Annotated in this window: 21 protein-coding genes; 7 read left to right on the forward strand and 14 right to left on the reverse strand. The window is 62.2% G+C overall.

Translation table 11 applies throughout. The features are described from left to right. Window positions 1–30 precede the first annotated feature (30 nt). The 3 genes from QMO82_RS32125 to QMO82_RS32135 all read left to right on the forward strand — a co-directional run bounded on the left by QMO82_RS32125 (window position 31) and on the right by QMO82_RS32135 (window position 3412). Entirely contained in the window at window positions 31–807 is a 777-nt protein-coding gene (locus tag QMO82_RS32125; protein ID WP_183610413.1) for an SDR family oxidoreductase, read from the forward strand. Between the two features lie 102 nt (window positions 808–909). Next, window positions 910–2133: an MFS transporter gene (locus tag QMO82_RS32130; protein WP_183610412.1), complete on the forward strand. Its 1224-nt coding sequence runs from the start codon at window positions 910–912 to the stop codon at window positions 2131–2133. A 76-nt stretch (window positions 2134–2209) separates the two neighbouring features. Beyond that, window positions 2210–3412: an ROK family transcriptional regulator gene (locus QMO82_RS32135; RefSeq protein WP_183610411.1), complete on the forward strand. Its 1203-nt coding sequence runs from the start codon at window positions 2210–2212 to the stop codon at window positions 3410–3412. Between the two features lie 27 nt (window positions 3413–3439). Here the strand turns inward: QMO82_RS32135 and QMO82_RS32140 are convergent, their stop codons facing one another. Both QMO82_RS32140 and QMO82_RS32145 read right to left on the reverse strand, forming a co-directional pair. Next, window positions 3440–4441: an NADP-dependent oxidoreductase gene (locus tag QMO82_RS32140; protein WP_183610410.1), complete on the reverse strand. Its 1002-nt coding sequence runs from the start codon at window positions 4439–4441 to the stop codon at window positions 3440–3442. A gap of 49 nt (window positions 4442–4490) precedes the next feature. After that, window positions 4491–5306 (reverse strand): oxidoreductase, encoded by an 816-nt coding sequence (locus tag QMO82_RS32145; RefSeq protein ID WP_183610409.1) that lies wholly within the window; start codon window positions 5304–5306, stop codon window positions 4491–4493. Window positions 5307–5396: 90 nt separating this feature from the next. Between QMO82_RS32145 and QMO82_RS32150 the strand changes: the two genes are divergently transcribed. Beyond that, complete coding sequence (locus QMO82_RS32150) at window positions 5397–5855, forward strand: helix-turn-helix domain-containing protein (RefSeq protein ID WP_183610408.1); 459 nt, start codon at window positions 5397–5399, stop codon at window positions 5853–5855. 114 nt (window positions 5856–5969) lie between these two features. On the opposite strand, the gene QMO82_RS32155 is transcribed toward QMO82_RS32150, so the two are convergent. Genes QMO82_RS32155 through QMO82_RS32180 form a run of 6 tightly spaced genes read right to left on the reverse strand, consistent with a single transcriptional unit; the run spans window position 5970 to window position 13390 of the window. Next, complete coding sequence (locus QMO82_RS32155) at window positions 5970–7991, reverse strand: beta-N-acetylhexosaminidase (protein ID WP_183610407.1); 2022 nt, start codon at window positions 7989–7991, stop codon at window positions 5970–5972. A 52-nt stretch (window positions 7992–8043) separates the two neighbouring features. Next, on the reverse strand, window positions 8044–8988 hold the full coding sequence (locus QMO82_RS32160) for an ABC transporter ATP-binding protein (RefSeq protein ID WP_183610406.1): 945 nt from the start codon (window positions 8986–8988) through the stop codon (window positions 8044–8046). Further along, window positions 8985–9800: an ABC transporter ATP-binding protein gene (locus QMO82_RS32165; RefSeq protein WP_183610405.1), complete on the reverse strand. Its 816-nt coding sequence runs from the start codon at window positions 9798–9800 to the stop codon at window positions 8985–8987. Before QMO82_RS32165 ends, QMO82_RS32160 begins: the two co-directional genes overlap by 4 nt. Beyond that, entirely contained in the window at window positions 9797–10699 is a 903-nt protein-coding gene (locus QMO82_RS32170; protein WP_183610404.1) for an ABC transporter permease, read from the reverse strand. The genes QMO82_RS32165 and QMO82_RS32170 overlap by 4 nt, the downstream gene beginning before the upstream one ends. After that, window positions 10699–11679 carry an ABC transporter permease gene (locus QMO82_RS32175; RefSeq protein ID WP_183610403.1) on the reverse strand — a complete coding sequence of 327 codons (981 nt, stop codon included), beginning with the start codon at window positions 11677–11679 and terminating at the stop codon, window positions 10699–10701. Before QMO82_RS32175 ends, QMO82_RS32170 begins: the two co-directional genes overlap by 1 nt. 19 nt (window positions 11680–11698) lie before the next feature. Then, entirely contained in the window at window positions 11699–13390 is a 1692-nt protein-coding gene (locus tag QMO82_RS32180) for an ABC transporter substrate-binding protein (RefSeq protein ID WP_183610402.1), read from the reverse strand. Window positions 13391–14022: 632 nt separating this feature from the next. Between QMO82_RS32180 and QMO82_RS32185 the strand changes: the two genes are divergently transcribed. After that, on the forward strand, window positions 14023–15561 hold the full coding sequence (locus QMO82_RS32185) for a DHA2 family efflux MFS transporter permease subunit (protein WP_183610401.1): 1539 nt from the start codon (window positions 14023–14025) through the stop codon (window positions 15559–15561). A 261-nt stretch (window positions 15562–15822) separates the two neighbouring features. Then, complete coding sequence (locus QMO82_RS32190; protein WP_183610400.1) at window positions 15823–16434, forward strand: L,D-transpeptidase; 612 nt, start codon at window positions 15823–15825, stop codon at window positions 16432–16434. 35 nt (window positions 16435–16469) lie between these two features. Here QMO82_RS32190 and QMO82_RS32195 read toward each other — a convergent pair whose 3' ends face one another. Beyond that, window positions 16470–16880, reverse strand: coding sequence for a hypothetical protein (locus tag QMO82_RS32195; RefSeq protein ID WP_183610477.1), 411 nt, complete (start codon window positions 16878–16880; stop codon window positions 16470–16472). Window positions 16881–17179: 299 nt separating this feature from the next. On the opposite strand from QMO82_RS32195, the gene QMO82_RS32200 reads away from it, so the two are divergent. Next, window positions 17180–20467 carry a cellobiose phosphorylase gene (locus QMO82_RS32200; protein WP_183610399.1) on the forward strand — a complete coding sequence of 1096 codons (3288 nt, stop codon included), beginning with the start codon at window positions 17180–17182 and terminating at the stop codon, window positions 20465–20467. Window positions 20468–20471: 4 nt separating this feature from the next. Here QMO82_RS32200 and QMO82_RS32205 read toward each other — a convergent pair whose 3' ends face one another. From QMO82_RS32205 to QMO82_RS32225, 5 genes are all read right to left on the reverse strand, one after another. Beyond that, the gene (locus tag QMO82_RS32205; protein ID WP_183610398.1) at window positions 20472–21218 is read right to left on the reverse strand and encodes a FadR/GntR family transcriptional regulator; all 747 of its coding nucleotides are present in this window, start codon (window positions 21216–21218) and stop codon (window positions 20472–20474) included. Between the two features lie 183 nt (window positions 21219–21401). Continuing rightward, a complete protein-coding gene (kduD, locus tag QMO82_RS32210; RefSeq protein WP_277546457.1) occupies window positions 21402–22166 on the reverse strand; it encodes a 2-dehydro-3-deoxy-D-gluconate 5-dehydrogenase KduD in 765 nt (254 codons plus the stop codon). Further along, a complete protein-coding gene (kduI, locus tag QMO82_RS32215; protein ID WP_183610396.1) occupies window positions 22163–22999 on the reverse strand; it encodes a 5-dehydro-4-deoxy-D-glucuronate isomerase in 837 nt (278 codons plus the stop codon). The genes kduD and kduI overlap by 4 nt, the downstream gene beginning before the upstream one ends. Window positions 23000–23704: 705 nt before the next feature. Continuing rightward, complete coding sequence (locus tag QMO82_RS32220) at window positions 23705–23851, reverse strand: DUF1127 domain-containing protein (RefSeq protein ID WP_097616699.1); 147 nt, start codon at window positions 23849–23851, stop codon at window positions 23705–23707. A 166-nt stretch (window positions 23852–24017) separates the two neighbouring features. Next, window positions 24018–24998: a 3'-5' exonuclease gene (locus QMO82_RS32225; RefSeq protein WP_183610395.1), complete on the reverse strand. Its 981-nt coding sequence runs from the start codon at window positions 24996–24998 to the stop codon at window positions 24018–24020. Window positions 24999–25058: the final 60 nt, after the last annotated feature.

Raw genomic sequence — 25058 nt, forward strand, 5'->3', positions numbered from 1 at the left:
GATTGAAATAATGAGCGGGAGCGCGGGAAAATGACCCAATCGGCAGCCATCGTCACGGGTGCGGCGGGCGATATCGGCGCGGCGATCGCCGCACGGCTTGCCGATGAGCACGATGTCGTGTTTCTGGCCGACATCGATGCGGAGGCTGCTGCGGCGGTGGCTTCGAAGCTCGGGCCTGGCAATCGCTTCGTCGCCGTCGGATGTGATGTGACCAGCGAGGCGAGCATTGCGGAATTGGTCAGACGCGCTGGGGATGTCGGCGTGGTTCGAACGCTGGTCAACAATGCCGGTGCGGCCCGCGCCACCAGCCTGCACGAGACAACGCCTGACATTTGGCGGGCGGACGTTGCGCTCAATCTCGAAGCGGCGTTCCTATGTTTCCGCGCCTTCGAGCCGATGCTGAAGGCCTCGAAGGGCTCCGTCGTCAACATCGCCTCGGTCAACGGCATCGATGTCTTCGGACACCCGGCCTATAGCGCCGCCAAGGCCGGCCTGCTGCATTTCACCCGGTTGGTCGCCGTGGAATACGGCAAGTTCGGTATCCGCTCCAATGCCGTCGCACCCGGCACGGTGAAGACGCAGGCCTGGGAGGCCCGCGCGAGCGCCAATCCGAATGTTTTCGAGGAAGCGCGCCGCTGGTATCCGCTGCAGCGTGTCGTCGATCCGAAAGATGTCGCCAATGCCGTCGCCTTCCTGGCCGGTCCGCTGGCGGCAGCGATCACCGGCGTCTGCCTGCCTGTCGACTGCGGCCTGACGGCCGGCCAGGCGGAACTGGCACGAACCTTCTCCCAATCGGAGCATTATTAAATTTGGGCCTCCGATCTCCGAGCCGAAACGATAGCATGATATGACCTTCAGGTAGGCCCGCCGAGGCCGCGCCTGCCGATCTCCCTGACGATTGATGATCCCATGAGCCGCCTCTTCCCCGCCGTCTTCCGCAATCCGGCGATCCGCGCCAGCATGATCGCCATTTTCACCTTCGGCATGGCCGGGGCGATGACCGCACCCTACCGCTCGATCATCGGCATCCGTGAGCTGGGGTTGAGCGATGGTCTCTATTCCTGTCTGGCCTTCGCCTCGGCGGCGGTGAACGTGGTCATCAGCATCCTGCTCGGCAATCTCGCCGATCGGCTGGGCGAATACCGTTCGGCGATGATCGGCGCCTGCCTCTTCGGCATCGTCGGCTACGGCATGGTCTACGCCTTTCCCACAGCGGCGATCTTCATCATCAGCGGCTTGCTGCCGCTGCCGATCTTCGGGGCGCTGAACTCGCTGCTGTTTGCCAATGCACGCGCGGCGATGCACGGCATGAACCGCAGCGACATGGTGACGGCCAACTCCGGCGTGCGCGCCATGATCTCGCTCTCCTGGGTGCTGATCCCTGGCATAACCGGCCTGCTGCTATCAGGCGCATCGAGCATGCTGCCGGCCTATCTCTTTGCCGCCATCGCATGCCTCTTATGCCAGGGCATCATCCTCTTCGCCCTGCCGAAGCGGGTGGCAACGGAGATAACAGCGGTTCAGCATCTCACCTATTTCGGCGCGCTGCGGCAGGTTATTTCGCCACGGATTTCGGCGCATGTCGCCGGCGTGGCGCTGATTACCAGCACGCTGCATCTAAACGACGCGCTTCTGCCGTTGATCGCCACCGGCGCCGCCCATGGGGCGCTCAGCGACGTCGGCATTCTTGTCGGCATCGTCGCATTGCTGGAGATCGTCTTCATCATCGTCTGGTCGCGGATCGCGCGGGAGGCCGGCCAGATGACGGCGCTTGCCGCCGGCACCATCATCTATGCGGTGTTCCTCAGCCTTCTCGGCTTTGCCTCGCAGCCGTGGCACCTCTATGCGCTCACCCTGCTCGCCGGCATCGGCGCGGCGGCGATCATCAGCATTCCGATCACCTATCTGCAGGATCTCATTGCCGATCGGCCGGGGCTCGGCAGCGCCCTGATCTCCGTCAATATCTTTGCCAGCGCCGGGATCGGCGCGCTGGTCTTTGCCGCCGGCACTTATGTGACAGGCTATTCCGGGACCGCCATCATGAGCGCCGTCACCGGCCTGTCGGGGATTGCGATCCTCGGCCTGCTGCAGAGACGAAATGCCGTTGCGCCTGTTGACGCCGGGGTTCAATAAAAGCCGGCGAAGAATGTGGCTTTCATCGTTATCCGTCTTGTGACAAGGGTGAGGCACCATTTCCTTTGAAGGCGACATGAAGGCGATCTCCGGCACGAATCTCGAGCAGGCCAAGTCTCACAACCGGCGCGTGGTGATCGAGGCCGTGCGGACGAACGGTCCGTTGTCGCGCGCGGCGATCGCCCGGATGACGGCGCTAACCGCCCAGACCGTGTCTAACATCGTCGAGGAACTGGAGAGGTCGCATCTTCTGGTGCCGGCCGAGGCGCAGAAGCTGGCCCGCGGCCAGCCGATCATCCCCTATTCGATCAATCCCGCCGGCGCCTATTCGATCGGGCTCGAACTTGGCCGCCAGCGCGCCAGCGGGGTTCTGACGGATCTCTCCGGCGCCGTCTGCGCGCGCATCGAGCGCCATGTCGAGCATCCCGATCCGCAAAGAGCGATGCCGGCGCTCCAGGCAATCGTCGAAGATCTTCAGCAGGCCTTCGCCTTCGACCGAAACCGGCTGCTCGGCGTCGGCATGGCCCTGCCCGGCCGCTATGCCGATGGCGGCATCACCTCGCTCAGCCCGCAGAACCTGCCCGGCTGGCAGGATTTTCCCGTCGGTCATGAGCTGGAACAGCGGGTCAAGGTGCCGGTGCTGGTCGAAAACGATGCGACGGCAGCCGCGATCGGCGAGCGCCTTCATGGCGTCGCCCGCGGCCTGGGCAGCTTCGTCTATCTCTTCCTGGCCGGCGGCGGCGGCATCGGCGCCGGAATGTTCCTCGACGGCCACCTCTACAAGGGCAGCCGCAACAATGCCGGCGAAATCGGCCATATCATCGTCGAGCCGCACGGCAAGCTCTGCAGCTGCGGCAAGCGCGGCTGCCTGGACCGCTATGTCTCGCCTGCTGTCGCCTATGAATTCATGGGCATTGCCAATGCCGAGGAGCTGTCATCAGACGATCTCGGCGCGCTGATCGCCAAGGGCGGCGAAGGCCTGGACGCCTGGCTCGACCAGGCCGTCCAGCCGCTGCGGCAGACCCTCGATTTCCTCGAACTGGCCTTCGATCCACAGACCATCGTGCTTGGCGGCAGCATATCGACATCGCTGATGCGCCGGCTCGCCGAACGGCTGGAGCCGCTGCACGTCCCGATCGATCCCAACCGGAAGCGCAGCGTGCCCCGCGTCATGATCGGCATGACCGGCAAGGATACGGCGATCCTCGGCGCTGCCGCCCTGCCGATCTTTTCCGAAACCAATCCGCGCTTCGACGTCCTGCAAAAGCCGCTCGGCTAAACCGAGGGCTCGTTGGCCCTTCAGACCTCACTTCATCGCGATGACGACCTTGCCCTTGACGCGGCCGGTTTCCACGTACTCCAGCGCCTCGTTGGTCTTCTCGAACGGGAAGGCCCGGTCGATGACGGGGCGGATGGCGCCCGCCTCGATCAGCGAGGTGATCTTGCCGAGTTGCGCGCCGTTTGCCGTCATGAAGAGGAAGGAATAACCGATCCCCCGGCGTTTCGCTTTCCGCCTGATGCCGAAGCTCAAGAAGCGTGTGACCTGCCGCAGCAGCCAGCCGAAGCCGTTTTCCCTGGCGAAATCGGGATCGGGCGGACCTGATATCGAGATCAGCTTGCCGCCCGGCTTCAGGACGGCGAGCGATTTCTCCAGCGTATCCTTGCCGAGGCTGTTCAGCACGACGTCATAGCCCTTCAGCACTTTTTCGAAGTCGTCCTTCTTGTAATCGACCACCACGTCGGCGCCGAGGCTTTTCACCAGATCGATATTTGCCGTGCTCACGGTCGTCGCCACATGGGCGCCGAGATGTTTGGCAAGCTGGATCGCGACGGTGCCGACGCCGCCGGAGCCCGCATGGATCAACACCCTCTGCCCCTTCTGCAGCTTGGCGCGCTCGACCAGCGCCTGCCATGCGGTCAGCGCCACAAGCGGAATGGATGCGGCCTCTTCCATGCTGAGATTGGCGGGTTTCAACGCGATATCGGCAGCGTCGATAGCGATATACTCGGCGAAGGTGCCGATCCGATCCTGGCCGGGACGCGCATAGACCGCGTCGCCGGGTTTGAATTGCCGGACATTGGCGCCCACCCGGACCACGACACCAGCGACATCATTGCCGAGCACCAAGGGGAGCCGGTAAGGCAGGATCAGCTTGAACTCTCCGTCCCGGATCTTGGCATCCAGCCGATTCACGCTGGCAGCATGGATCTCGACCATGACGTCATGCTCGCGCAGCTGCGGTTCAGGGCTCTGGCCGAGCCTGAGGGCGCCGCCTTTCTTGTAGCGATCGATCAGGAATGCTCTCATGAGGGCGAACTTTCGTTTTGTGATGAGCCGACCATGCGGCAAGCCCGGCTCAACCGGGAAGCTTGTTGAATTTCCGCAGGCTCTTGTCGACGAAGGACTCGGGCAGGAAGCGGCGGATGAAACGCACCTGGCCTGCCGCCTTCCCGGCCGTGTAGCGTCTCTTGGGCGATGGCGCATTGGCGGCCTTGACGACGGTTGCGGCGACCACTTCGGGCGCATCGCCTTTGGAGACGATCTCGCGCATCAGCTTCTCCGCGTCGGCGCGCACTGCATCATAGACGGCAAGCGGCTTGTCCGGCCGTGTGATGTTTTCCTCGAAGGAGGTGCGGGTGACGCCCGGTTCGACGAGCACGACGCGGATGCCCTGTGTGCGCACTTCATGATCGAGGGATTCCGAATAACCTTCGATCGCGTGTTTGGTCGCTGCGTAGAGCGCGTTGAAGGGCGCCGGGATCAGCCCGAGGATCGAGCTCAGGTTGATGATCCGGCCGCTGCGCTGCCGCCGCATCACCGGCAGCACTGCATTGGTCATGCGCATCGTGCCGAAGACGTTGACGTCGAACACGGCTTTGGCCTGCGCCGTCGTCGATTCCTCGGCACCGCCGAGCAGGCCGATGCCGGCATTGTTGACGAGAAGATCGATCCGTCCCGTACGTTTCAGAACCTCGTCGACGACGCCTTGCACGGATTGATCGTCAATGACGTCGCAGACCAGCATGGTGATGCCGTCGGCGGTGTCGGCCATCGGCTTTCGGCTGGTGCCGAAAACCCGGTAACCGTCGCGCCGCAGCGCCTTCGCCGTCACCAGCCCGATGCCGGAGGAAGCCCCGGTGACCAGGGCAATGCCGCGTTCTCTCTTGCTCATTGACGTCTGCCTTCGTTTTTGTCGTGGAACATCGATGCGCATTCTGTTACTATCAAATCGATAGCAAGTCACTACTAAAAAGATATCGACATGAAGAATCTTTCGGAACAGCCCTGCCTGATCGCCCGCAGCCTGGCGCTCGTCGGCGATGCGTGGAGCATGCTGATCATGCGCGACGCCCATTCGGGGCTGACCCGCTTCGATGAGTTTCGCAAGAGCCTGGGCATCGTCCCGACAATGCTGACGGGGCGGCTGTCATCGCTGACCGAGGAAGGATTGCTGGAAAAGCGTCGCTATTCCGAGCGTCCGCCGCGCGACGAATATGTGCTGACGGAAGCCGGCCGCGACTTTCTGCCGGTGCTGTTTGCAATCGGCGCCTGGGGCCGCAAGCACCGCAGCGGCGGTGCAGTCACCCGCTTCTTCGACGCGGAGACCGGAACGGAGATCGACCCCGTCACCATCGACCGCGCGACCGGCGCGGAGATTGGAACGCGCCCCATTCGCATCGCCGCACCCGGATGCGCCCCGCCACAGGATCAGCAGGACTGACACCGGTTGCAGGCCCGGCATGGCTCTCAAGCTCTCGGATTGAGAGCCATCCGAGGTCTCCATGACAATCGCCGCCTCCGGCGATGGCAAATAGTCCTCAATCAAACCAAAACCTTACGACTGCTGCAGCCCGTAAAGTAGCGGCATCAGCCCTGCGAGCGCTTTGAAGCGCTCCCAGGACTTCGACGACGGCTTCGTCCAGCCGGTTTCGGCAAGTCCGGAAATGCGGGGGAAAACGAGACGGTCGAAAACGGCGCGATCCGTCATCGGTTCTGACCAGATGCAGGCCTGGATACCGAGGAGTTTCTGTTTCTGCGCCGCTGTCCAGCCGCCGACCGGATCGAAATTATAGAGCTTTTCCGCGTCGGAGGTTCCCGCCCAGCTGGCGCCGGGCTCGTCCCAATCGGGCCTGAGCGCCATGTCGAGATAATAGACCTGTCCGGGGCAGACGACCATGTCGTAACCGCGTTCGGCAAGTTCGGCCGAGACCTCGACATTGCGCCAGCTGCAGAGATAGCTCTTCGCCTTGTCGATGACATCGCCATGGGCCGCCTCTTCCCAGCCGCCGGTGATGCAGCCCTTGCTCGCCAGGAAGCGCTGGACGCGGCTCAGGAACTCCGCCTGCAGGATGGCGGCACCCGAACCGTGGATATCGTCGGCGCCATGCGTATTGGTGACGACGTTCAGCCGCTTGGCATGCGCGTCGGCAACCGCGCCGCCGGCGACCGTGCGCAAGCGGTCGAGCGCTGCCGGCGAGCCGGACCACGCCCCGAGCGGCACCTCGTCGGCCCCGAGATGGATGATCTTGAACGGGAAGAGTTCGATGAGTTCCAAAAGGATCGTCTCGACGATCTCGTAGGTCTTCTCAAGGGCGGGATTGATGCAATTGTCGGGAAAACCCTGAACCGAATAATAGCTGCCGACCTCGGCCGGATCGCGCAGCTCCGGTATGGCCTGCTGCATGGCATAGCAATGGCCGGGCATATCGATCTCCGGCACGATTTCGACGCCGAAGCTCCTGGCCTCGGCGACGATCTCGCGGATGACGGCCTTGGTGTAATAACCGCCGGTGCGGGCCGGGCTTGACCCCAGCAGCGGCGGAACGGCAAGACCGTGGCCGCGCCAGGCGCCGATTTCGGTCAGGGCGGGATAGGCGTCGATCTCGACGCGCCAGGCCTCGTCGTCGGAAAGGTGCCAGTGGAAGCGGTTGAGCTTGTTCCAGGCCAGCACTGCGATCAGCTTTTTGACCTCGGCCGCGCCGTAGAACTGGCGGGCGACATCGAGATGCAGGCCGCGCCAGCCCATCGCCGGCTCGTCGACGATCTCGCCGGATGCCGGAAATTGGAAGACTCCGGGATGCAGCCTTGCGCCGCGCCAGATCTGGCCGAGTGTGACGAGGCCATAGAGAAAGCCGGTCCGGCTGCTTGCCTCGACCGTCAGCGTCTCCTCGTCAAAGCTCAGCCGATAGGCTTCGGGGCCGAAGCCGGCGACATCCTTCAGGGCGACGGCTACTGCGCCTTCCGCTTCCGTGCGCACAATGCCTTCGACGGCAAAGAGATGATTCACCAGCGCCGCGAAGCTTTGCGCAGCCGCTTCCCCTTCGGCACTCTGCGCCCGCGGCGCAAAACCGGCCGGCAATGGGCGGCGGGAAGTGACCGCGACATGGTTCGGCCAGGGAATGATCGACACCTGAACGGGCGCATTGACGGGAACCGGATAGATTTCGGCGCCACGCTTCAGCGGCGCATTGCTGACCGAAGACCGCGTCGGTTCGATGCTGAGCACGATGGTGCTGCCGTCGGAAAGCGCGAGATAGGCGCTCGTCGCTCCGTCCGTCCAGTGGCGGAACTGCCAGCTCAGCGCATAGACCGAGATCGTCCAGGTCTCGCCGGCGCCGAGAACGAAATCGGCCGGCGGCTGGAATTCGGTGAAATTCGAGAGCCGCTGCGAGACCGTCGCACCTTCGACGCGCCCGGCCGGATCGACGCGGCCCGGGCCGCTGACGCAGAGGGAGAAATTCGAAAGTGGCGCGGTGCCGAGGTTCTTGAGGCGCAGGACATAGGAGAACTCCTTGCCGTCGGCTGGCGGATTCCAAAGGGTTTCAAGCCGCAGGGCTTTCGGTCGCGGTGTGGACATGGTCACTGTTTCCTTTTGAGAATTGGCCTCTTGAGAATCGGGCTTTTGAAAATCAGCTCTTGAGCATTCCGGCATTGGAAACGCCGAGCGCGCGTATGAAGTGGTTGGGGCCGACCTGCTCGATGACAGTCGATTCAGGACGGCTGAGCGAGCGTACCTTTTCCGCCTGTTCGAGGAAACGCGCGCTTCCGCCCGTCACGAACGGCCGGCTGCCATCCGGAACGGCTGACAGCAGCAATCTTGTATAGGGATGGCGCGGATCGGACAGAACCGTATCGGTGTCGCCCCATTCGACCATCTGGCCGGCGAACATGACGACGATCTCCTCGGCCACATGTGCGGCCGTTGCGATGTCGTGGGTGATATAGAGCATGGCCAGGTCATTTCCCCGTTTCACTGTCGCGAGCAGATCGAGAATGTCCTTGCGGATAGAGACATCGAGCATCGAGGTCGGTTCGTCGGCGACCAGCACGCTGGGTGCAACGGCTAGGGCGCGCGCGATGTTGACGCGCTGCCGCTGGCCGCCGGAGAGCTCATGCGGAAATTTCTGCCTGGTCGAATCGGGTTCCAGCCCGACGCTTGCCAGCAGCCGGGCAATCTCTTCGGCAAGATCTGTCCTCGCGCCGCTCTGCCGATGCAATTGCAGCGGCCGCGCAAGATGATGGCTGACGGTGAAGGCCGGGTTGAGCGAGGAGAATGGATCCTGGAAGACCATCTGCACCTCCCTGCGGTAGCGATGCTCATCCCCGGCCCCGCCGCGGGCGGTCAGTTCCTGCCCGCGGAAAAACAGCCTGCCGCCCGTCGGCCTGTCCAGGCGGGCGATGATGCGGGCACAGGTCGTCTTACCGCAGCCGGATTCGCCGACGAGCGCCAATGCCCTGCCGGGAAAGAGCGAGAAGGACACGCCTTTCAGCGCGCGGACCGGACCGAAATCGCGTTGGATGTCCTCGAGCCGGATCACGGCGTCAGCGATAATAGGATTTGCCTCCGCTTTCATGCCACGACTCCCGATAGATGCGAATGATTGGGAAGCTGTGGAATCGCATTCCAGAGCTTCCGCGTATATTCGTGGCGCGGCGCATGGGCGACCTGGCTGATATCGCCCACTTCGACGAGCTCGCCCTTCAGCATGACGCCGATGCGCCGGCAGAGCTGCGCCATCAGATGCAGATCATGGGTGATGAAGAGCACCGAGAAGCCGTAGCTCCGCTGCAGGTCGACGACCTGCTCGAGGATTTCCCGCTGCACGACGACGTCGAGCGCCGTCGTCGGCTCGTCCATGATAATGAGCTCGGGTCTGAGCGCCAGGCAGATCGCGATGACGATGCGCTGACGCATGCCGCCGGAGAACTGGTGCGGGTAATCGCCGATGCGATGGGTGGGAATGCCGACGAGGCGGAACATCTCCTCGGCCCGAGCCCTTGATTCCTCCCGCGAGCAACGGGTGTGCCGGTAGAGAACGTCATGGAACTGCGCCTCGACCCGCATCAGCGGATTGAGCGAATTCATCGCACTCTGGAAGACCATGCCGATGCGCTTCCAGCGGATCCTCTGCAACTCGCGTTCCGGCAGCCTCAGAAGATCCTGTCCATCGAGCCTTATGCTGCCGCCGCTGATCCAGGCAGGCGCCTTGGAAAGACGGGTGATGGCATAAGCGATCGTGCTCTTGCCGCAACCGGATTCACCGGCGAGCCCGAAGATCTCGCCGCGGCCGATATTGAAGGAGACCTCCTTCACGGCGCGGAATTCTCCCTTGTCGACGAGATAGTCGACATTGAGCTTTTCGATTTCCAGAAGATTGTCGCTCATCGGCCAAGCTCCAGTTCCCTGTTGCGGGCGCGGTTGAGGCGGAACCAGCGCGTCAGCGCCGGGCCGGAGCGCAGCTGCGGATTGGCGATCTCGTCGAAGGTGAAATTCAAAAGAGCAAGGCCTAGCCCGGTCAGCGCGATGCCGACTGCCGGCATCCCGATGTCCCACCATGCGCCGACCATGATTGCCGAGGAATTCTGGGCATTGTAGAGCATCGTGCCCCAGGAGACCTTCAGCGGATCGCCGAAGCCGAGATATTCGAGCGTCGTCTGGGCAACGATGGCGTAGATGATGCTGCCGACCAGGTTGATGCCGATCAGCGTCGTCAGGTTCGGCAGGATTTCGACGAAGATGATGCGCCAGGCCGGCTCGCCGATCATCTTCGACGCCGTGATGAAATCCCGATTGCGAAGCGCCATCGTCTGCGAGCGTGTCATCCGGGCGCCCCACGGCCAGGAGGTCAGCGCGATGATCGTCATGATCGTCATCGGTCCCACCGTGCCGGCGAAGGAAGCGAGCAGGATTAAGAGCGGCATGTTCGGGATGACGAGCACGGCATTGGTCGCAAGGTCGAGCAATGCATCCGTCCTGCCACCGGCATAACCGGCGACGAGCCCGATCGCCGTGCCGAGAACGGTAATGGCAATCCCCGTGGCAAAACCGACGGAAAGAGAGCTGCGGGCGCCCCAGACGAACTGGCGATAGACATCCCGCCCCATCTTCGTCGTGCCCATGACATGTTCGATCGACGGCGGCTGATGCGAGCGTCCGACCCGCGCTCCGGGCTCACCGGGCGCGACGATCGGCGCAAACAGCGCCATCAGCCACAGGACGGCGATGATGATGAGGCCGGCCAACGCTTTCTTCTGCTTGAGGATGGGCCATAGCGTAAAGCTCATCACGCAGCCTCCCGCAATCTCGGATCGACAAAGCCGTAGATGATGTCGACGAGGAAGTTGGCGCCCAGCGTCGCGAGCGTCATCAGCAGCAGCTGACCCTGGATGACCGGGTAATCGCGGGCGATGCTCGCGGTATAGAGCGTCAATCCCAAGCCGGGATAGTTGAAGACGATCTCGGTGACGATCGAGCCGCCGAAGACGGCGCCGAGCATCAGCGCCAGGTTGGTCAGCACCGGAAGCATGGCATTGCGTGCGCCGTAGCCGAACATCACGGTGCGGTGGCTCAGCCCCTTGGCGCGGCCCATGGTGACATAATCCTCGCCGAGCACCGAGATCATAGACGAGCGCATCGTCGTCTGGAATTCGCCGATCAGGAACGGCGAGAGCGTCAGCACCGGCAGGATCGCATGGGCGAAGACGCTGCCTGCGAAGGTGAAGTTGAAAGCGGGATCGAGGTTCGGATCATAGGCATATCCCACCGGAAACCAGCGCAGCGAAACCGCGAAGACGAAAAGCGTCGTCAGCGCCACGATGACCGGCGGCACCGAAATCATGATCACCGACAGCGGCGAAACGATCGTGTCGAAACGTCCGCCGCGGCGCCAGGCCGAGACCGCACCGAGCACGACACCGACGCAGAGTGAAAAGATAATCGCCGTCGTCACCAGGAAGACGGTCCAGAGCGTCGACCGTCCAAGCACCTGGACGACGGTCTGGGGGTAATATTTGACCGAGACGCCGAGATCGAGGGTGACAAGCCCCTTGAGGTAATCGGCGAATTGCCAGAGCATCGGCTGGTCGACCGCGCCGAAGCGCGCCTTGATCGCCTCGACGGCCGCGGGCGTCGCCCGCGGGCCGAGCTGCGCGACCATGGCGTCGACCGGGCTCCCCGGCATCAGCCGGGGAAGAATGAAATTCACGACGATGGCGAACGCCAGGGCGACCGCATAGACGCCGAGACGCCGGCTCGAAATGCGCATGTCCGCTCCCTTGCGAGGCTTAACTGACCGGCTTCAGACGCAGCAGATGCATCAGGCGCATGCGGTTGTTGTCATGATCCTCCGGGTTCATGATCGGGTCCTTGTCGGTGACCCAGCCGGTGAAACGCTTGCTGGAGAACTGGTACCAGGTCGGTCCGTTGAAAACGGGCACGACGGGGAAATCGTCGGCGATCAGCAGCTGGATGTCGTTGAAGATCTTCTTGTGCTCGTCCTCCGACGTCGCCTTCAGATATTGATCGAAAAGGGCGTCCAGCTTCGGGTTCGAATAACGCGAGGGCGCGCCGGTGATCCGCCCGCCATAGACGGTCGACAGGCTCTGGTAATAACCGCGGAACGGCGTTGCGCCGTCGGCGCGGGAGTTCATGACGACCTCGAAGCTGCCGTCGATGATCTGCTTGCGCCACTGTTCATATTCCGGGGTGGCGACCGACGCGTTGATGCCGGCGGCGCGCAATCCTTCGACGGCGATCTGCACCGCATCGATCCAGTCCGTCCAGCCGTTCGGAACGATGATCGGGAAGGCAATCGGCTTGCCGCTCGGCGTGGTGCGGAAGCCGTCTGCACCCTTCTTGTAGCCGGCATCGTCGAGGATCTTGTTAGCCTTGTCGGTATCGAAGCCCATGAAGGCGTCCTTGTCGCCTTCCGCCGCCTTGTTGCGCCAGGTCTCGAAGCGAGGCGGCAGGCCGGTAGCATGTTCGTTGACGACGGGATAGCCGAAGCCGGCGATATCGACCATCGACGCGCGGTCCATGGCGAGGCTGAAGGCGTGGCGGAAGTTCAAGTCCTTATAGGCCTCGAGGTTGCCGTCATTGCCGCTCTTGAAATTCATCTGGAAGGCGACGGTTTCGGCCGGCGGCTGCCAATAGCCGTTGTGGCCGGCATCGAGCGCGACGAAGGTCTTGTCGATCTGGGGAATGAAGGAGCCGATCCAGTCCATATTGCCTTCCGGCAGAATGGCGAGCATCTGGTCGTTGCCCGAAATCTGCGGCAGCCTCAGGCAATCGATATGCAGCGAGGCGGCATCCCAGTAGTTCGGATTGCGGCACTGCTCGTAAACCTGCGGCGTGAAGCGGCGCAGCTCCGTCATCGGGCCGGACCCCACAGGCTTCTCGTTCTTGAAGGCCACAGGATCGGAAACGTCCTTCCAGATATGCTCGGGAACCACGGCGAGATCGGCAAGCGTTTCCGGGAAATCGGAGTTGACGGCCTTGAGATCGATTTTCACTTGGGTTGCCGACGGCGTCTCGACGGAGGCAACGGTCTCGCCGACGCCGACCGTGTCGAGGGCGGCATTCTTCAGCATGAGATCGATCGTGTATTTCACGTCGGCCGAGGTCAGCGGTTGTCCGTCCGACCACTTCACGCCGGATCGCAGCGTATAGGTGACCGATTTCATATCCTCGGAGAATTTATAGTCGGTCGCCAGGCGGAACACCGGCTTGCCGCCATCCTCGGCATTGAAGATGACCAGCGGCTCGTAGATGAAATCCATCGTGCTCTGCCGGCGTCCGGCAAGATCGAACGGATTGAAGTTCTGCACCCAGCTGGTCTGCTCTTCGATATGCATCGTCAGCACCGATTCAGCGGCGGCACTGCCCGTCCCGAACGCGACGAGCGCCGTCAGGGCGGTCGCCGTTGCCCAGCCGGCACGCACGGAAATATTGCGGAATAGGCTTTTGCTCAATCTCATTCCAACGCTCCCCTCATTATGTATTTTTGGAGTCAATCAAATTGATTTAATATTGATAGTCAGTTTCCCGCTGGTGCGTCAATTGCCGATTTCAAATTTCTGTGGGCGACTTTCGGGTGACATCTTCGCCCGACATCGACGCACGACCTTCGCTCATGGGATGGCCGGTAGAGCCGGGCCGCCGAGGCTTCACATGCCTTTCCGAGAAGAAATATCGGCCATGCGCGTCGCGTTCGCCATTAAGGTACTTTTAAGTACGACAATTAATCCAACGATGACGGATTGATCGGAGGTTGATAAGCATGAGGCTGCAATCGTCCTGGCCGCAAAGGGAGCCGCGCATCTAATGGAAGCGCAGAACCGCTCTATCCTTTTGTTTTTACGCAATTCCCGGCCACAGCGCGTCGCAAACACCGAGCCTGGCCTTCCGGTCAGGCTCGGTTGCGTTGGTGACGTATTTGTGTTGCAAGGCCCTATCGCTTCCGTCCTCATCCGAACTATGGTGTCGGCATCGGCGGAATCGCGCTCCACGTCTTTGCTTGAGGCATGCGATCGACCGTCTCGATCGTAGACGGGGTCGGCCCTGACCTTCGCACCCGGGGCAGAAAACGTAGCGCTTGCGGGATCATCGCATGGAACGAGTTGAGCCTGCCCATCCCGACGTAACGCCCGCCATCGTCTGGCTCGGCTTCATCGCCATGTGCATCGGCATGTTCATGGCGATCCTCGACGTTCAGGTGGTGGCGACATCGCTGCCGACCATCCAGTCGGCGCTTGATATCGATCCCGATCAGATGAGCTGGATACAGACCGCCTATCTCATCGCCGAAGTGGTGGCGATCCCGCTCACCGGCTTCCTGACGCGGCTCTTGACGATGCGATGGCTGTTCGTTGCCGCCATCGGCCTGTTCGTCGCCGCCTCCGCCGGCTGCGCGGCCAGCGGCAGCTTCGGTGAGCTGGTCGCCTGGCGGGTGCTTCAGGGCTTTTCCGGCGGAACCCTGATCCCCTCGGTGTTTTCGGCCGTGTTCATCCTTTTCCCCAATGAGCGGCAGGCGCTGGCGACGACCATCGCCGGCGTGCTGGCCGTGCTGGCGCCGACCGTTGGTCCGATCGTCGGCGGATGGCTGACCGAGACCTATTCCTGGCACTGGCTGTTCCTGATCAACATCCTTCCGGGGATCGCCTCGGCAATCCTGGCGGCGCGCTTCCTGCCGCGCCAGGCCGTCGATCCCTCCGAACTCAGGCATCTCGACGGTCTGTCGCTTGTGCTGATGGCCGCTGCGCTGACGACGCTGGAACTCAGCCTGAAAGAGGCGCCGACCAGCGGTTGGGCTTCGGCCTATGTCCTCAGCCTGCTGGCGGTCTGCCTGACGTCGGGCGGCGCGTTCATCTGGCGATCGCTGCGCCGGCGCCGGCCGGTCGTCGATCTCGGCAATTTCGGCGATCGGAACTTTCTCGTCGGCTCGGTTTTGAGCTTCGTGCTCGGCATCGGCCTTTTCGGCTCGGTCTATCTGATGCCGGTGTTTCTCGCTTTCATCCGAGGCCACGATGCGCTCGAAATCGGCATGACGATGCTGGTCACCGGCGTCGCCCAGCTGATCACCGCGCCGGTCGCGGTGGCGCTGGAGAAGCGCATGGATGCACGGCTGCTGTCGGCCGCCGGTTTCGCCCTGTTTGCGATCGGCGTCGCAATGAGCGCCTTCCAGGATCCCCGCTCCGATTATGACGCGATGTTCTGGCCGCAGATCGTGCGCGGCGTCGCCATCATGTTCTGCCTGCTGCCGCCGACGCGGCTGGCCCTCGGCACGCTTCCGCCCGATCGCATTCCCGACGCGAGCGGACTTTTCAATCTGATGCGCAATCTCGGCGGGGCCATCGGAATCGCGTTGATCGACACCATCATCTACACCCGCTCGGAGCCGCTGGGACAAAGCCTCTGGGCGCGTCTTCAGGCCGGCGACATCGACACGGCGACATTTGTCGGCGCGCCTCTTCAGGCCATATCGGGCCATAGCGGCAGCTTCGATGCGGATACCACGGCGCTGCTCGATCCGCTGGTCCAGACCGCGGCCAGCGTTCAGGCGATCAACGAAGCCTGGATGGTTGTCGCTGTCCTCACCGGCTGCGCCCTGCTCTCCGTGCCCTTCGCCAGGCGGCCGGGGCCTGCATGAGACCCGTCACGTGACGAGTCCGGCTTAAGCAGACTCACCTAACCTATTGATTTCATGAACGCTGTCTCATGAATTGGTGACTACACATTAAACCGTCCAAAAGTGGCCCGTCAGTTTGGACAAACCTTTCTACCTCGATCGACGCAGGCGATCAGGTCAAATAGGATTCAATATCAGATCATCAAACGCAGACCGAACCCGCCATAGTGCCGCCACAGATTTCCGCCCAATCATGCTCATATAACAAGAGGATGGCATAGAATGCGATTGCTGGTTCTCCTTGCTGCGGCCCTCTTTCTGATAGCGGTGCATGCCCAAGCCCAAGTTTACGCGCCGTATGATGGATATGATGAATACGACGGCTATGGCTATGATGACCCTTACACTCCCTATCCACCTCCTCCCGACTACGAGCCGGAACCTGGCTATCGGGAACCTTTGCAAGAACGTCGGGAACCGTCGACACGAAGCGCGAGAGGAACCATCACCATCGCTACGCGCGAACATACGCTTATCTACACGACGACGTGGGGGGAGCAGTTCGCTTACCCCATTGCCGTCGGCCGGGAAGGCAAACAATGGTACGGCACAACGCGGGTGGTGTCGAAGCGCGAGCATCCCGAGTGGCGGCCGACAGCAAGCATGCGCCAGAAGAACCCAAGGCTTCCGGCGGTCGTGGAACCCGGCCCCGCCAATCCGCTTGGGACCCGCGCGATCTACCTTGCCGACGGGCTGCTCCGCATTCACGGCACCAACGACCCCACCTCCATCGGCACCAACGCATCGAGCGGATGTTTCCGGATGTACCGCGAGGACGTCGAGGAGCTTTACGATATGGTTCAGCCAGGGACCCGGGTGATCGTTCAGCGGTGATCGGATCCGGTGCGGTCGCGGCCCTACGGGAAATATCAATCAGATACAGAAACGTCGACCCATCGACCTGTTCCTTGGTCACCGTAGATATCAACGTCAATCCATACATTGCCACGTAGGATCATATTGGCGGCCTCTCGCGTCATCGTTCCGTTCCGAAGCATTTGCTCCAGAGCTTGCCGATTTGCCGGATCGGCAAAGAATGAGTCTGATTGATCGTCAGAATCGCGCACATGGTACTGATGGAAATTCGCCCTGTCTTGCCGGATGATCTGCCACGGCTGGGTAAGTCTGGCCCCATTTGAATTGTAAAGATCAGCCTCGCCGATATACGCGCGATAGCTCTCGATCAAGCGGTTGCTGTGGGTGGCCTGGACTCTCGCTTGAGCGTGCGCTGTTCCCGCCAAAATAACTGAGCTGAATAGAATCGATAATAATTTTCGCATGTTGCCCTCTCTCAATGAGGGGGTCTTACCGAGAGTTACGCCAATTCGCCAAGCAAAAAGCGTCTTGTTGGAAACGCCCACGGATGCGGCTTGTATTGCACCGTTCGAAGGGATGTGCGGCTGCAGTCGATCTTCGCCAACACGAGCCGGACTGGTACGCGATAGGCCAGTGTTTGTTGCGCTCTAATGTGCGTTCGTCACGTCACGACACTTGCCGATCTTCCCGCTGCCGGTAAGATTTCTCTCAATCTTTTTGCGTCATCCTCCGATTCCCCTTGAAGCCAATCGACGAGATCTCAATGGCCCCGGACCTCACCCGTAGTTTTCAAATGCCCCGACGCGAAGATCTCGGCCTCCTTACGATCAGCAACGCTTCCGGCCTGTCGATATCGGCGCTGCCGAACGGCACGCTGTTTGCCATCGAATATGCCGACGACAAGGGATCGGTGCAGATCAACCAGATCCAGGGCTCGCCGCTCACCGGTGGCATCGGCCGGCTCTATCTGCGCGCCGGGGGTGCTGCACCCGAGGTCGTCGAGATTGTCGGGCCTTACGCCGATGGCAGCTTCGGGCATGATGCGACGAGCTTCTCCTGGAGCGGCAAGACGGACGATATCGGCTACACCGTTCGCCTGGAGCTGCATCCCTCCGAAACGGCGTGGTTCTGGCGGGTATCGCTGCGTCATCTGAAGAAGGGAACGCTGCCGGCGGACCTGGTGCTGATCCAGGATGTCGGTCTCGGCGACCGCGGCTTCCTGATGAACAGCGAGGCCTATGCCTCACAATATGTCGATCACCATATCGCCGACCACGAGACATCAGGCCCTGTGGTGATGAACCGGCAAAATCTCAAACAGTCGGGCGCCCGCAATCCCTGGCTGGTCCAGGGCTGCCTCGAAGGGGCGGCTGCCTATGCCACGGATGCGATCCAGCTGGTGCAGGCGAGTGATCGTCTCGACGACTTGCTGGTCGGCCCCTTCGGCACCAGCCTGCCGAGCAAGCGGCGCCAGCAGGAGACGGCCTGTCCCGCCATCCAGTCGAAATCGCTCTCGGTTCCGGCAAGTGGCGCGACCACGACCTTCTTTGCCGTCTTCGCCGCCGATCATCCCGAGGCGTCCGGCGATGCCGACCTTGCGCGGCTCGATGGGCTTGTGGCCCCGGAAAGTGCCGCCGCCGATCTCGCAGAGGTGACGCCGGTCCGCAGCCTGCTGCAGGACGCTACGCTGTTGAAGGCCGAGGCGCTGGATAAAAGGGCGATTGGCCAGCTTTATCCCCAACGGAGCCTGGAAGAGCGGGTCGACGGCAAGCTGCTGTCGTTTTTCGTCTCCGACGGCGTTTTGAACCGCCATGTCGTGCTGCGCGACAAGGAGCCGCGGGTGGCGCGCCGTCACGGCGCCATCGTCCGCAGCGGCCAGAATATGCTGCTCGACGATGCGACGCTTGCTGCGACCTGTTGGATGCAGGGCATTTTTGCCGCCCAGCTGACGATCGGCAATACCTCCTTTCACAAACTCTTTTCCGTGTCGCGCGACCCCTACAATCTGACCCGCGCCAGCGGCCTGCGCATCATGGCGGATGTCGGCGCCGGCTGGCAGCTGCTGGCGGTGCCGTCGGCTTTCGAAATGGGGCTCAGCGATTGCCGCTGGATCTATCGCCTCCCCGAAAGGACGATCATCGTATCGGCGGTCGCCTCCGGCGAGGATGCGGCGATGCAGTGGACCGTTTCCGTCGAGGGCAAGCCGTGCCGCTTCCTGGTGTTCGGCCATGTCGTGCTCGGCGAGCGCGAATATGATGCGGGTGGGCAGATCGAATTCGATACCGCGCGCAAACGTATTTCTTTCCGGCCGGATCCGGCCTGGCTGTGGGGCGAGCGTTATCCCGATGCCGGCTATTGGCTGGTGAGTTCGACACCCGATGCCATCGATGCGATCGGCGGCGACGAACTGCTTTATGGCGATGGTGTAACGCGCAATGGCGCCTTCGTCGCGCTGCGCTCCCGGCCGACGCAAGCGCTCTCCTTTGCCGTCGTCGGCTCGATGGCCGATGCTGCTGAAGCCGAGCGCCTGGCGCAGCGTTATGAGGCCGGCGTCACCGATGAAGCCATGCTGGCGCCGGCATCGAAATTCTGGCGCAACGCCATACGCGGTATGACGATCGACAACCCTTCGCCCGACCTTGCCGCGCAGACAACCCTGCTGCCCTGGCTCGCGCATGATGCCATCGTGCATCTGAGCGTGCCGCACGGCCTCGAGCAATATACCGGCGCGGCCTGGGGTACACGCGACGCCTGCCAGGGGCCGATCGAATTCCTGCTCGCTTACGAGCATGATCATGAAGCCAAAGAGGTGCTGAAAACGGTCTTCAGCGAGCAGTACCTGGCCAAGGGCGACTGGCCGCAATGGTTCATGCTGGAGCCCTATGCCAATATCCGGGCGGGCGACAGCCATGGCGACATCATCGTCTGGCCGCTGAAGGCGCTCTGCGACTATATCGAAGCGACCGGCGATCTCGCCATCCTCGACGAGAAAGTCTCCTGGCGCGATGAAAAGACCATGCAGAGGGCGCCGGAGCCCGACACCATCGCGATCCATGTCGAGAAGCTGCTTGATACCGTCCGCGAAGCGTTCATCCCGGGTACGCATCTGATCCGCTACGGCGAGGGAGATTGGAACGACTCGCTGCAGCCGGCCGATCCGCATCTGCGCGACTGGATGGTCAGCAGCTGGACCGTCGCCCTGCTCTATGAGCAGATCGTTCGTTATTCCGCGATCCTGCGCCGCCTCGGCCATGGCAACAAAGCCAAGGGCTTGAGAAAGATCGCCACGGCGATGCGCCGGGATTTCAACCGCCATCTCGTGCGTGACGGCATGGTTGCCGGCTACGGCATCTTCGATCCCGCCCATGACGGCGTCGAATTGCTGCTGCACCCGAGCGACCGGCGCACCGGCCTCTCTTTCTCGCTGATCTCGATGACGCAGGCAATGCTCGGCGGCCTGTTCACGCCGGAGCAAAGGCGCGATCATATGAAGCTGATTGAAGAGCATCTGCTCTTCCCCGACGGCGTGCGGCTGATGGAGAAGCCCGCGACCTATGCCGGCGGGCCCGAGACGCTGTTTCGCCGCGCCGAATCCTCCTCCTTCTTCGGCCGCGAGATCGGCTTGATGTATGTGCATGCGCATCTGCGCTACTGCGAAACGCTGGCGCTCGATGCCGAGGCGGAAGAACTCTGGAAGGCGATATCAGTCGTCAATCCGATTTCGGTCACAGTAGCGCTGCCGCATGCGTCGCCGCGCCAGCGCAATACCTATTTCAGCAGCAGCGATGCCGCTTTCCATGACCGCTATCAGGCGGCGGCCGAATGGGAGCGCGTCAAGGCGGGAGAGATCGCCGTCGACGGCGGATGGCGCATCTATTCGAGCGGCCCCGGGCTCTACACCAGGAGTTTCGTCGAAAATATCCTGGGCTTCAAACGGCGCTTCGGCCGGCGCAGACGCAAACCGCTTCTGCCGGAAGTTCACGCTTCCGTCGATCTGCAGACGGATCACGCCGCCTGGCGGCGGCTGATGACGCCGAAAGCCGACGCGTAACAGTTCACGACGCGCTATTGGCGTCGCGCAGTTCCTCGAAGCGGGCGGCACTCTTCGACAGGTGGGTTCGGATGGCGCGGCGGGCGGCGGCTTCTTCGCCGTCGCGGATCGCCGTGAATATGGCATGGTGCTCGCGGCGCATGCGCGCTGCATGCCGCTTGCGCTCGGTCGCCGTCATCTTGTCCAGCCGTGCCCATTGCCGCGGCACCATGATGTCGCCGAACGTATCGAAAAGGCGACCGTAATAGGAATTCTGCGTCGCGACCAGAATGGACCTGTGGAAGGCGTAATCCTCCTGCGCCCCGTACCCGCCCTCTTCCAGCGCCTTGTCGAGGGCATCGAGGCGATCCTGCATGCGGGCGATGTCCTCCGGCGTGCGCCGCAGCGCGGCAAGGCCGGCGGCTTCATATTCGACCCCCATGCGCAGCTCCAGCACGCGCAGCACCTCGTCGATCGACTGCAGATCGTTGGGAATGATCGAGAAGGATCGCGGGTTGGGATCGTTCGAGACGAAAGCCCCGAGGCCCTGGCGGGTGGTGATCAGCCCCTTGGCGCGCAGCGTGGCAAGCGCCTCGCGCACGATTGTCCGGCTGACGCCGGTCGCCCTCATGATCGTCTGTTCGGTCGGCAGGCGCTGGCCGGGCTTCAGGTCGCCGGATTCGATCCGCGCCATCAACGTATCGGCGAGGCCGCTGCGCAGGTTCGGCGGCTGCCGAACGGTGTTGAAGACCGCGTTGTCCCTATCCGTCATCCCTATCGAATCCTGCCTGTCGATGCGGCTGCGCCGGCCTCATGTCCTTTTGCTAACGTATGCCGGCAGGAAAGGCAAAACCGACGTCGGTCACGGCAGCTCTATGCCTGCAAGGCGGCGCGCCTTTTCAGACGCGCGGCGCTGCCGCAATTTGAATGATGCAGTCGTCGTTCAGTGGACGGATCACCGCGCCAGCCAACCGCCGTCGACCGGCAGCACCGTTCCGTGCACGTAGTCGGATGCCGACGATGCCAGGAATACGGCAGCGCCGCCGAGTTCGGCTGGTGTTCCCCAGCGCGCGGCCGGAATGCGGGCAAGGATGGCGGCGTTGCGGTCGGCATCCTCGCGCAGCGCCGTGGTATTGTTGGTCACGAAGTAGCCCGGCGCGATGGCGTTGACGTTGACGCCCTTGCCGGCCCATTCGCAGGCCAGCAGCTTGGTCAGTCCGGCAAGGCCGCTTTTCGAGGCGGTGTAGGACGGGATGCGGATGCCGCCCTGGAAGGAGAGCAGCGAGGCGATGTTGATGATCTTGCCCCTGCCCTTTTCGACCATATGGCGTCCGGCCGCCTGCGACAGGAAAAAGGCGGTCTTCAGATTGACGTCGATCACCGCGTCCCAGTCTTCCTCGGTGAAGTCGAGCGCATCGGCGCGGCGTATGATGCCGGCATTGTTGACGAGGATGTCGAGGCCGCCGAAAGTCTCTATGGTCTCGGTGACGATCCCTTTGACCGGTTCGATGGTGGAAAGATCAGCCTTGACGACATGGAAGCGGCTGCCCGCTTCCTTCACCAGCGCCTCGGTTTCGTCCATCGAGGAGCGCCCGACGGCGACGATCGACGCACCAGCCTCAGCCAGGGCTGCCGCGATGGCTTGGCCGATACCGGTATTGGCGCCGGTGACGACGGCAACCCGGCCCGAAACGTCGAAGGGATTGGCCACGGTGCTCACCTCAGATCCGCAATGGCGATATGATCCATGTCGGTGAAGCTCTTGTTGTCGCCCGCCATCGCCCAGATGAAGCTGTAGTTCTTGGTGCCGGCGCCGGAATGGATCGACCAGGGCGGCGAAATGACCGCCTGCTCGTTGGCGACAAGCATATGCCGGGTCTGCTGCGGCTCGCCCATGAAGTGGAAGACGCGTTGCTCGGCTTCGAGATCGAAATAGAGATAGGCTTCCATGCGGCGGTCATGCGTATGGGCCGGCATGGTGTTCCAGACGCTGCCCGCCTCGATCATGGTGAAGCCGAGCGTGAGCTGGCAGGACTGGCAGACATCAGGATGGATGAACTGGTAGATCGACCGCTTGTTGGCCGTCGCGGCTTCGCCCGGCGTCAGGTGGCGGGCCTTTTCGCGGGTCAGCAGCACAGTCGGGTGCGTCTGATGCGCCGGCGTCGAGACCAGATAGAACTTTGCCGGATTGGCGGCATCCGCGCTCTCGAACCGGATGTCCTTGGCGCCCTTGCCGGCATAGAGGCAATCATATTTGGCAAGATCGTAATTCGTGCCGTCGACGATGATGCGGCCGGCGCCGCCGATGTTCAGCGCGCCGAGTTCACGCTCGGCAAGAAAGGTTTCCTGTCCGATCGCCGTCGGCGCCGTCAGCGTCAGCCCGGAGCTCAGCGGTGTGGCGCCGCCGATGACCATGCGGTCGTAGTGGGAATAGGTGAGGCGGATCTCGCCGCTCTCGAAGATGGTATCGACCAGAAAGTGACGCCGCAGCGTTTCGGTGTCGAAATTGCGCACAGCCTCGGGATGGGAGGCATGTCTCACGTCGATCTGCATGTCGAATTTCCTCAGTTTTCGTTGTCGTCAAGCGTTGCTGCTGTCGCGAAACAGGCTCGGCTCGACCGTCCGCTCCGCTCGGCAATGAACCATACGGTTACATAGTTGTACGACAAGTTCGAAGTCAATATGTTTCTGCCGGCACGCTTGCGGCAGGAAGCGACCCCCGAAAATCGGGAGCAAAATCAAAGATAAGCGGGAAAACCCTCATCTCCAAGCGATGGATCGCAGGCGGTCATTCTCAGCCTGATAGAAATTTCTAGAGCATGTCGCGCAAAAGTATGCAGTGGTTTTGCGCTGAAGACATGCGGCAAACCAAAGACTTAAAGCGTGGCAAGCGAATCTGAAAGATCGCGACACGCTTTAGTACCCAAAACGAAAAAGCCTGCCGCGGGAGGAGGTGCGGCAGGCTTTCGAAAAAAACCGAACGACAGCTGGGAGGAGGAGTGCTGCCGTTCCACAGGCGACCCTGGGAGGAGGATGGGGCGCCTGTATATCGAAGGGATGCGGGAGGAGGTGCATCGCTTCAATGGAAATAATCATACTTATTTCCTGCTCAGTTAGTAGGCATTTCTTTGCAGGGCAGCTATGCGTTATGCGAAAAGCGGGCGGCTCGTCGTCCGGCCGGAAAGCACAAAAAGCAAAGCGCCCGCTCGGGAGGAAGCAGGCGCTGGGCAAGTCTCGAAAAATGTGGTCTGCGGTCCGTTAGCGGCCGATGGCTGCGCGCGCAACGTTGCGGATGTCGCCGCGGCCGATGCCGAGGTCGTCCAGTTCGCGTGCGGACATACGGCCCAGTTCAGCGACCGTCTGACGGTACTTGCGCCAATTGTTGAAAGAGCGTGCGACGTTCATGATGATCCCCTTTCCGTGGGCTTTCGAAGCCTAGCTGCCAGTCCTTGGCGCTTCGTTCGCTTCGATGCGCTGTATATAATACGGGACTCTTTGGAGTTGCAGCGCCAATGCATCACTGCACCTATGCGGCGCTTGCATGGGTCGTTGTCTCCGAACCGCTTCGCGGTCAGAGCTTGAAGCGATCGAAGGCCGTCAGCCGCACCGTCGGCGGATCCGCTTCTCTCCATCTGTAGATTTCAGCGCGCAGATAGGAAAGCTCGTCGCCGAGCTCGTCTTCGCCGACTTCGATCCACCAGGACTTCAACCGGCCGTCGCTTCCATCCGACCAGCGATAGCCCCTCGCCTTCAGATGGTCTTTCATTTCGAACGGGCTGTGTTCGGCAAAGATGCGGATGCGCGAGCGCTGGCTGGCGCGGTAGAGCTCGGCAAACGGACTTTCCCCCTCGCTCTGCGCCCGATCGAGGATTTCCAGCAGCGCGTGGCAGTCGTCCACCGCACGATGGCCGTCATGGAAATACCCGGCCTGGCCGACGAGATAACCGAGCTTGGTGCCCTCGAAGCCGCGGGCGCTCCAGTCGATCTCCGAAACCGAACATGCCCAGGCCTTGCCGGCGAAAATCGTCGAGAAGGCCTCGCAGAACGGCCGGTCGAAACCGGCATTGTGGGCGATGATCAGATCCGCCGGCTCGATCAGAGACCGCAGCGCCGGGATATCGATGACCTGTCCTTCGACCATCGCATCGGTAATCCCCGTCAGTCGGGTGATCTCCGGCGGGATCGGCCGGGACGGCTGTTGCAGGCCGCCATAAATGCCAACGATATCGCCGATCGCGCCGTCATCATTGAAGGTGAAGGCGACGGCGCCGATTTCGATGATCTCGTCGCTGCGATGGTTGAGACCTGTCGTCTCGGTGTCGAGAATGATACCGAGCCGCGAAAACTCCGGCCGTCTGACCGAGGCAATCGGCCGGGCGATCAATTTTCTGAGGATGCGATAATTGCCGCTCTCTTCGAGCGTCCGCGCCATGTCTTCATCGGAATGGACGACCGGCTGCGGCAGCGGCCGGCGCGATGGACCGCGCGCCTTGGCGATCGCCGGCGATGCCTTGGCAAACATGTCGAGTTGCGAATCTCTGTGCACGCTCATCGGACCTGTATGTCACGGAGAGGCGGTTTAATCCATCGCAGGCGGGGTGCTATCCCCTTG

It is taken from the genome of Rhizobium sp. BT04, from assembly GCF_030053135.1.
Lineage (GTDB): Bacteria > Pseudomonadota > Alphaproteobacteria > Rhizobiales > Rhizobiaceae > Rhizobium > Rhizobium binxianense.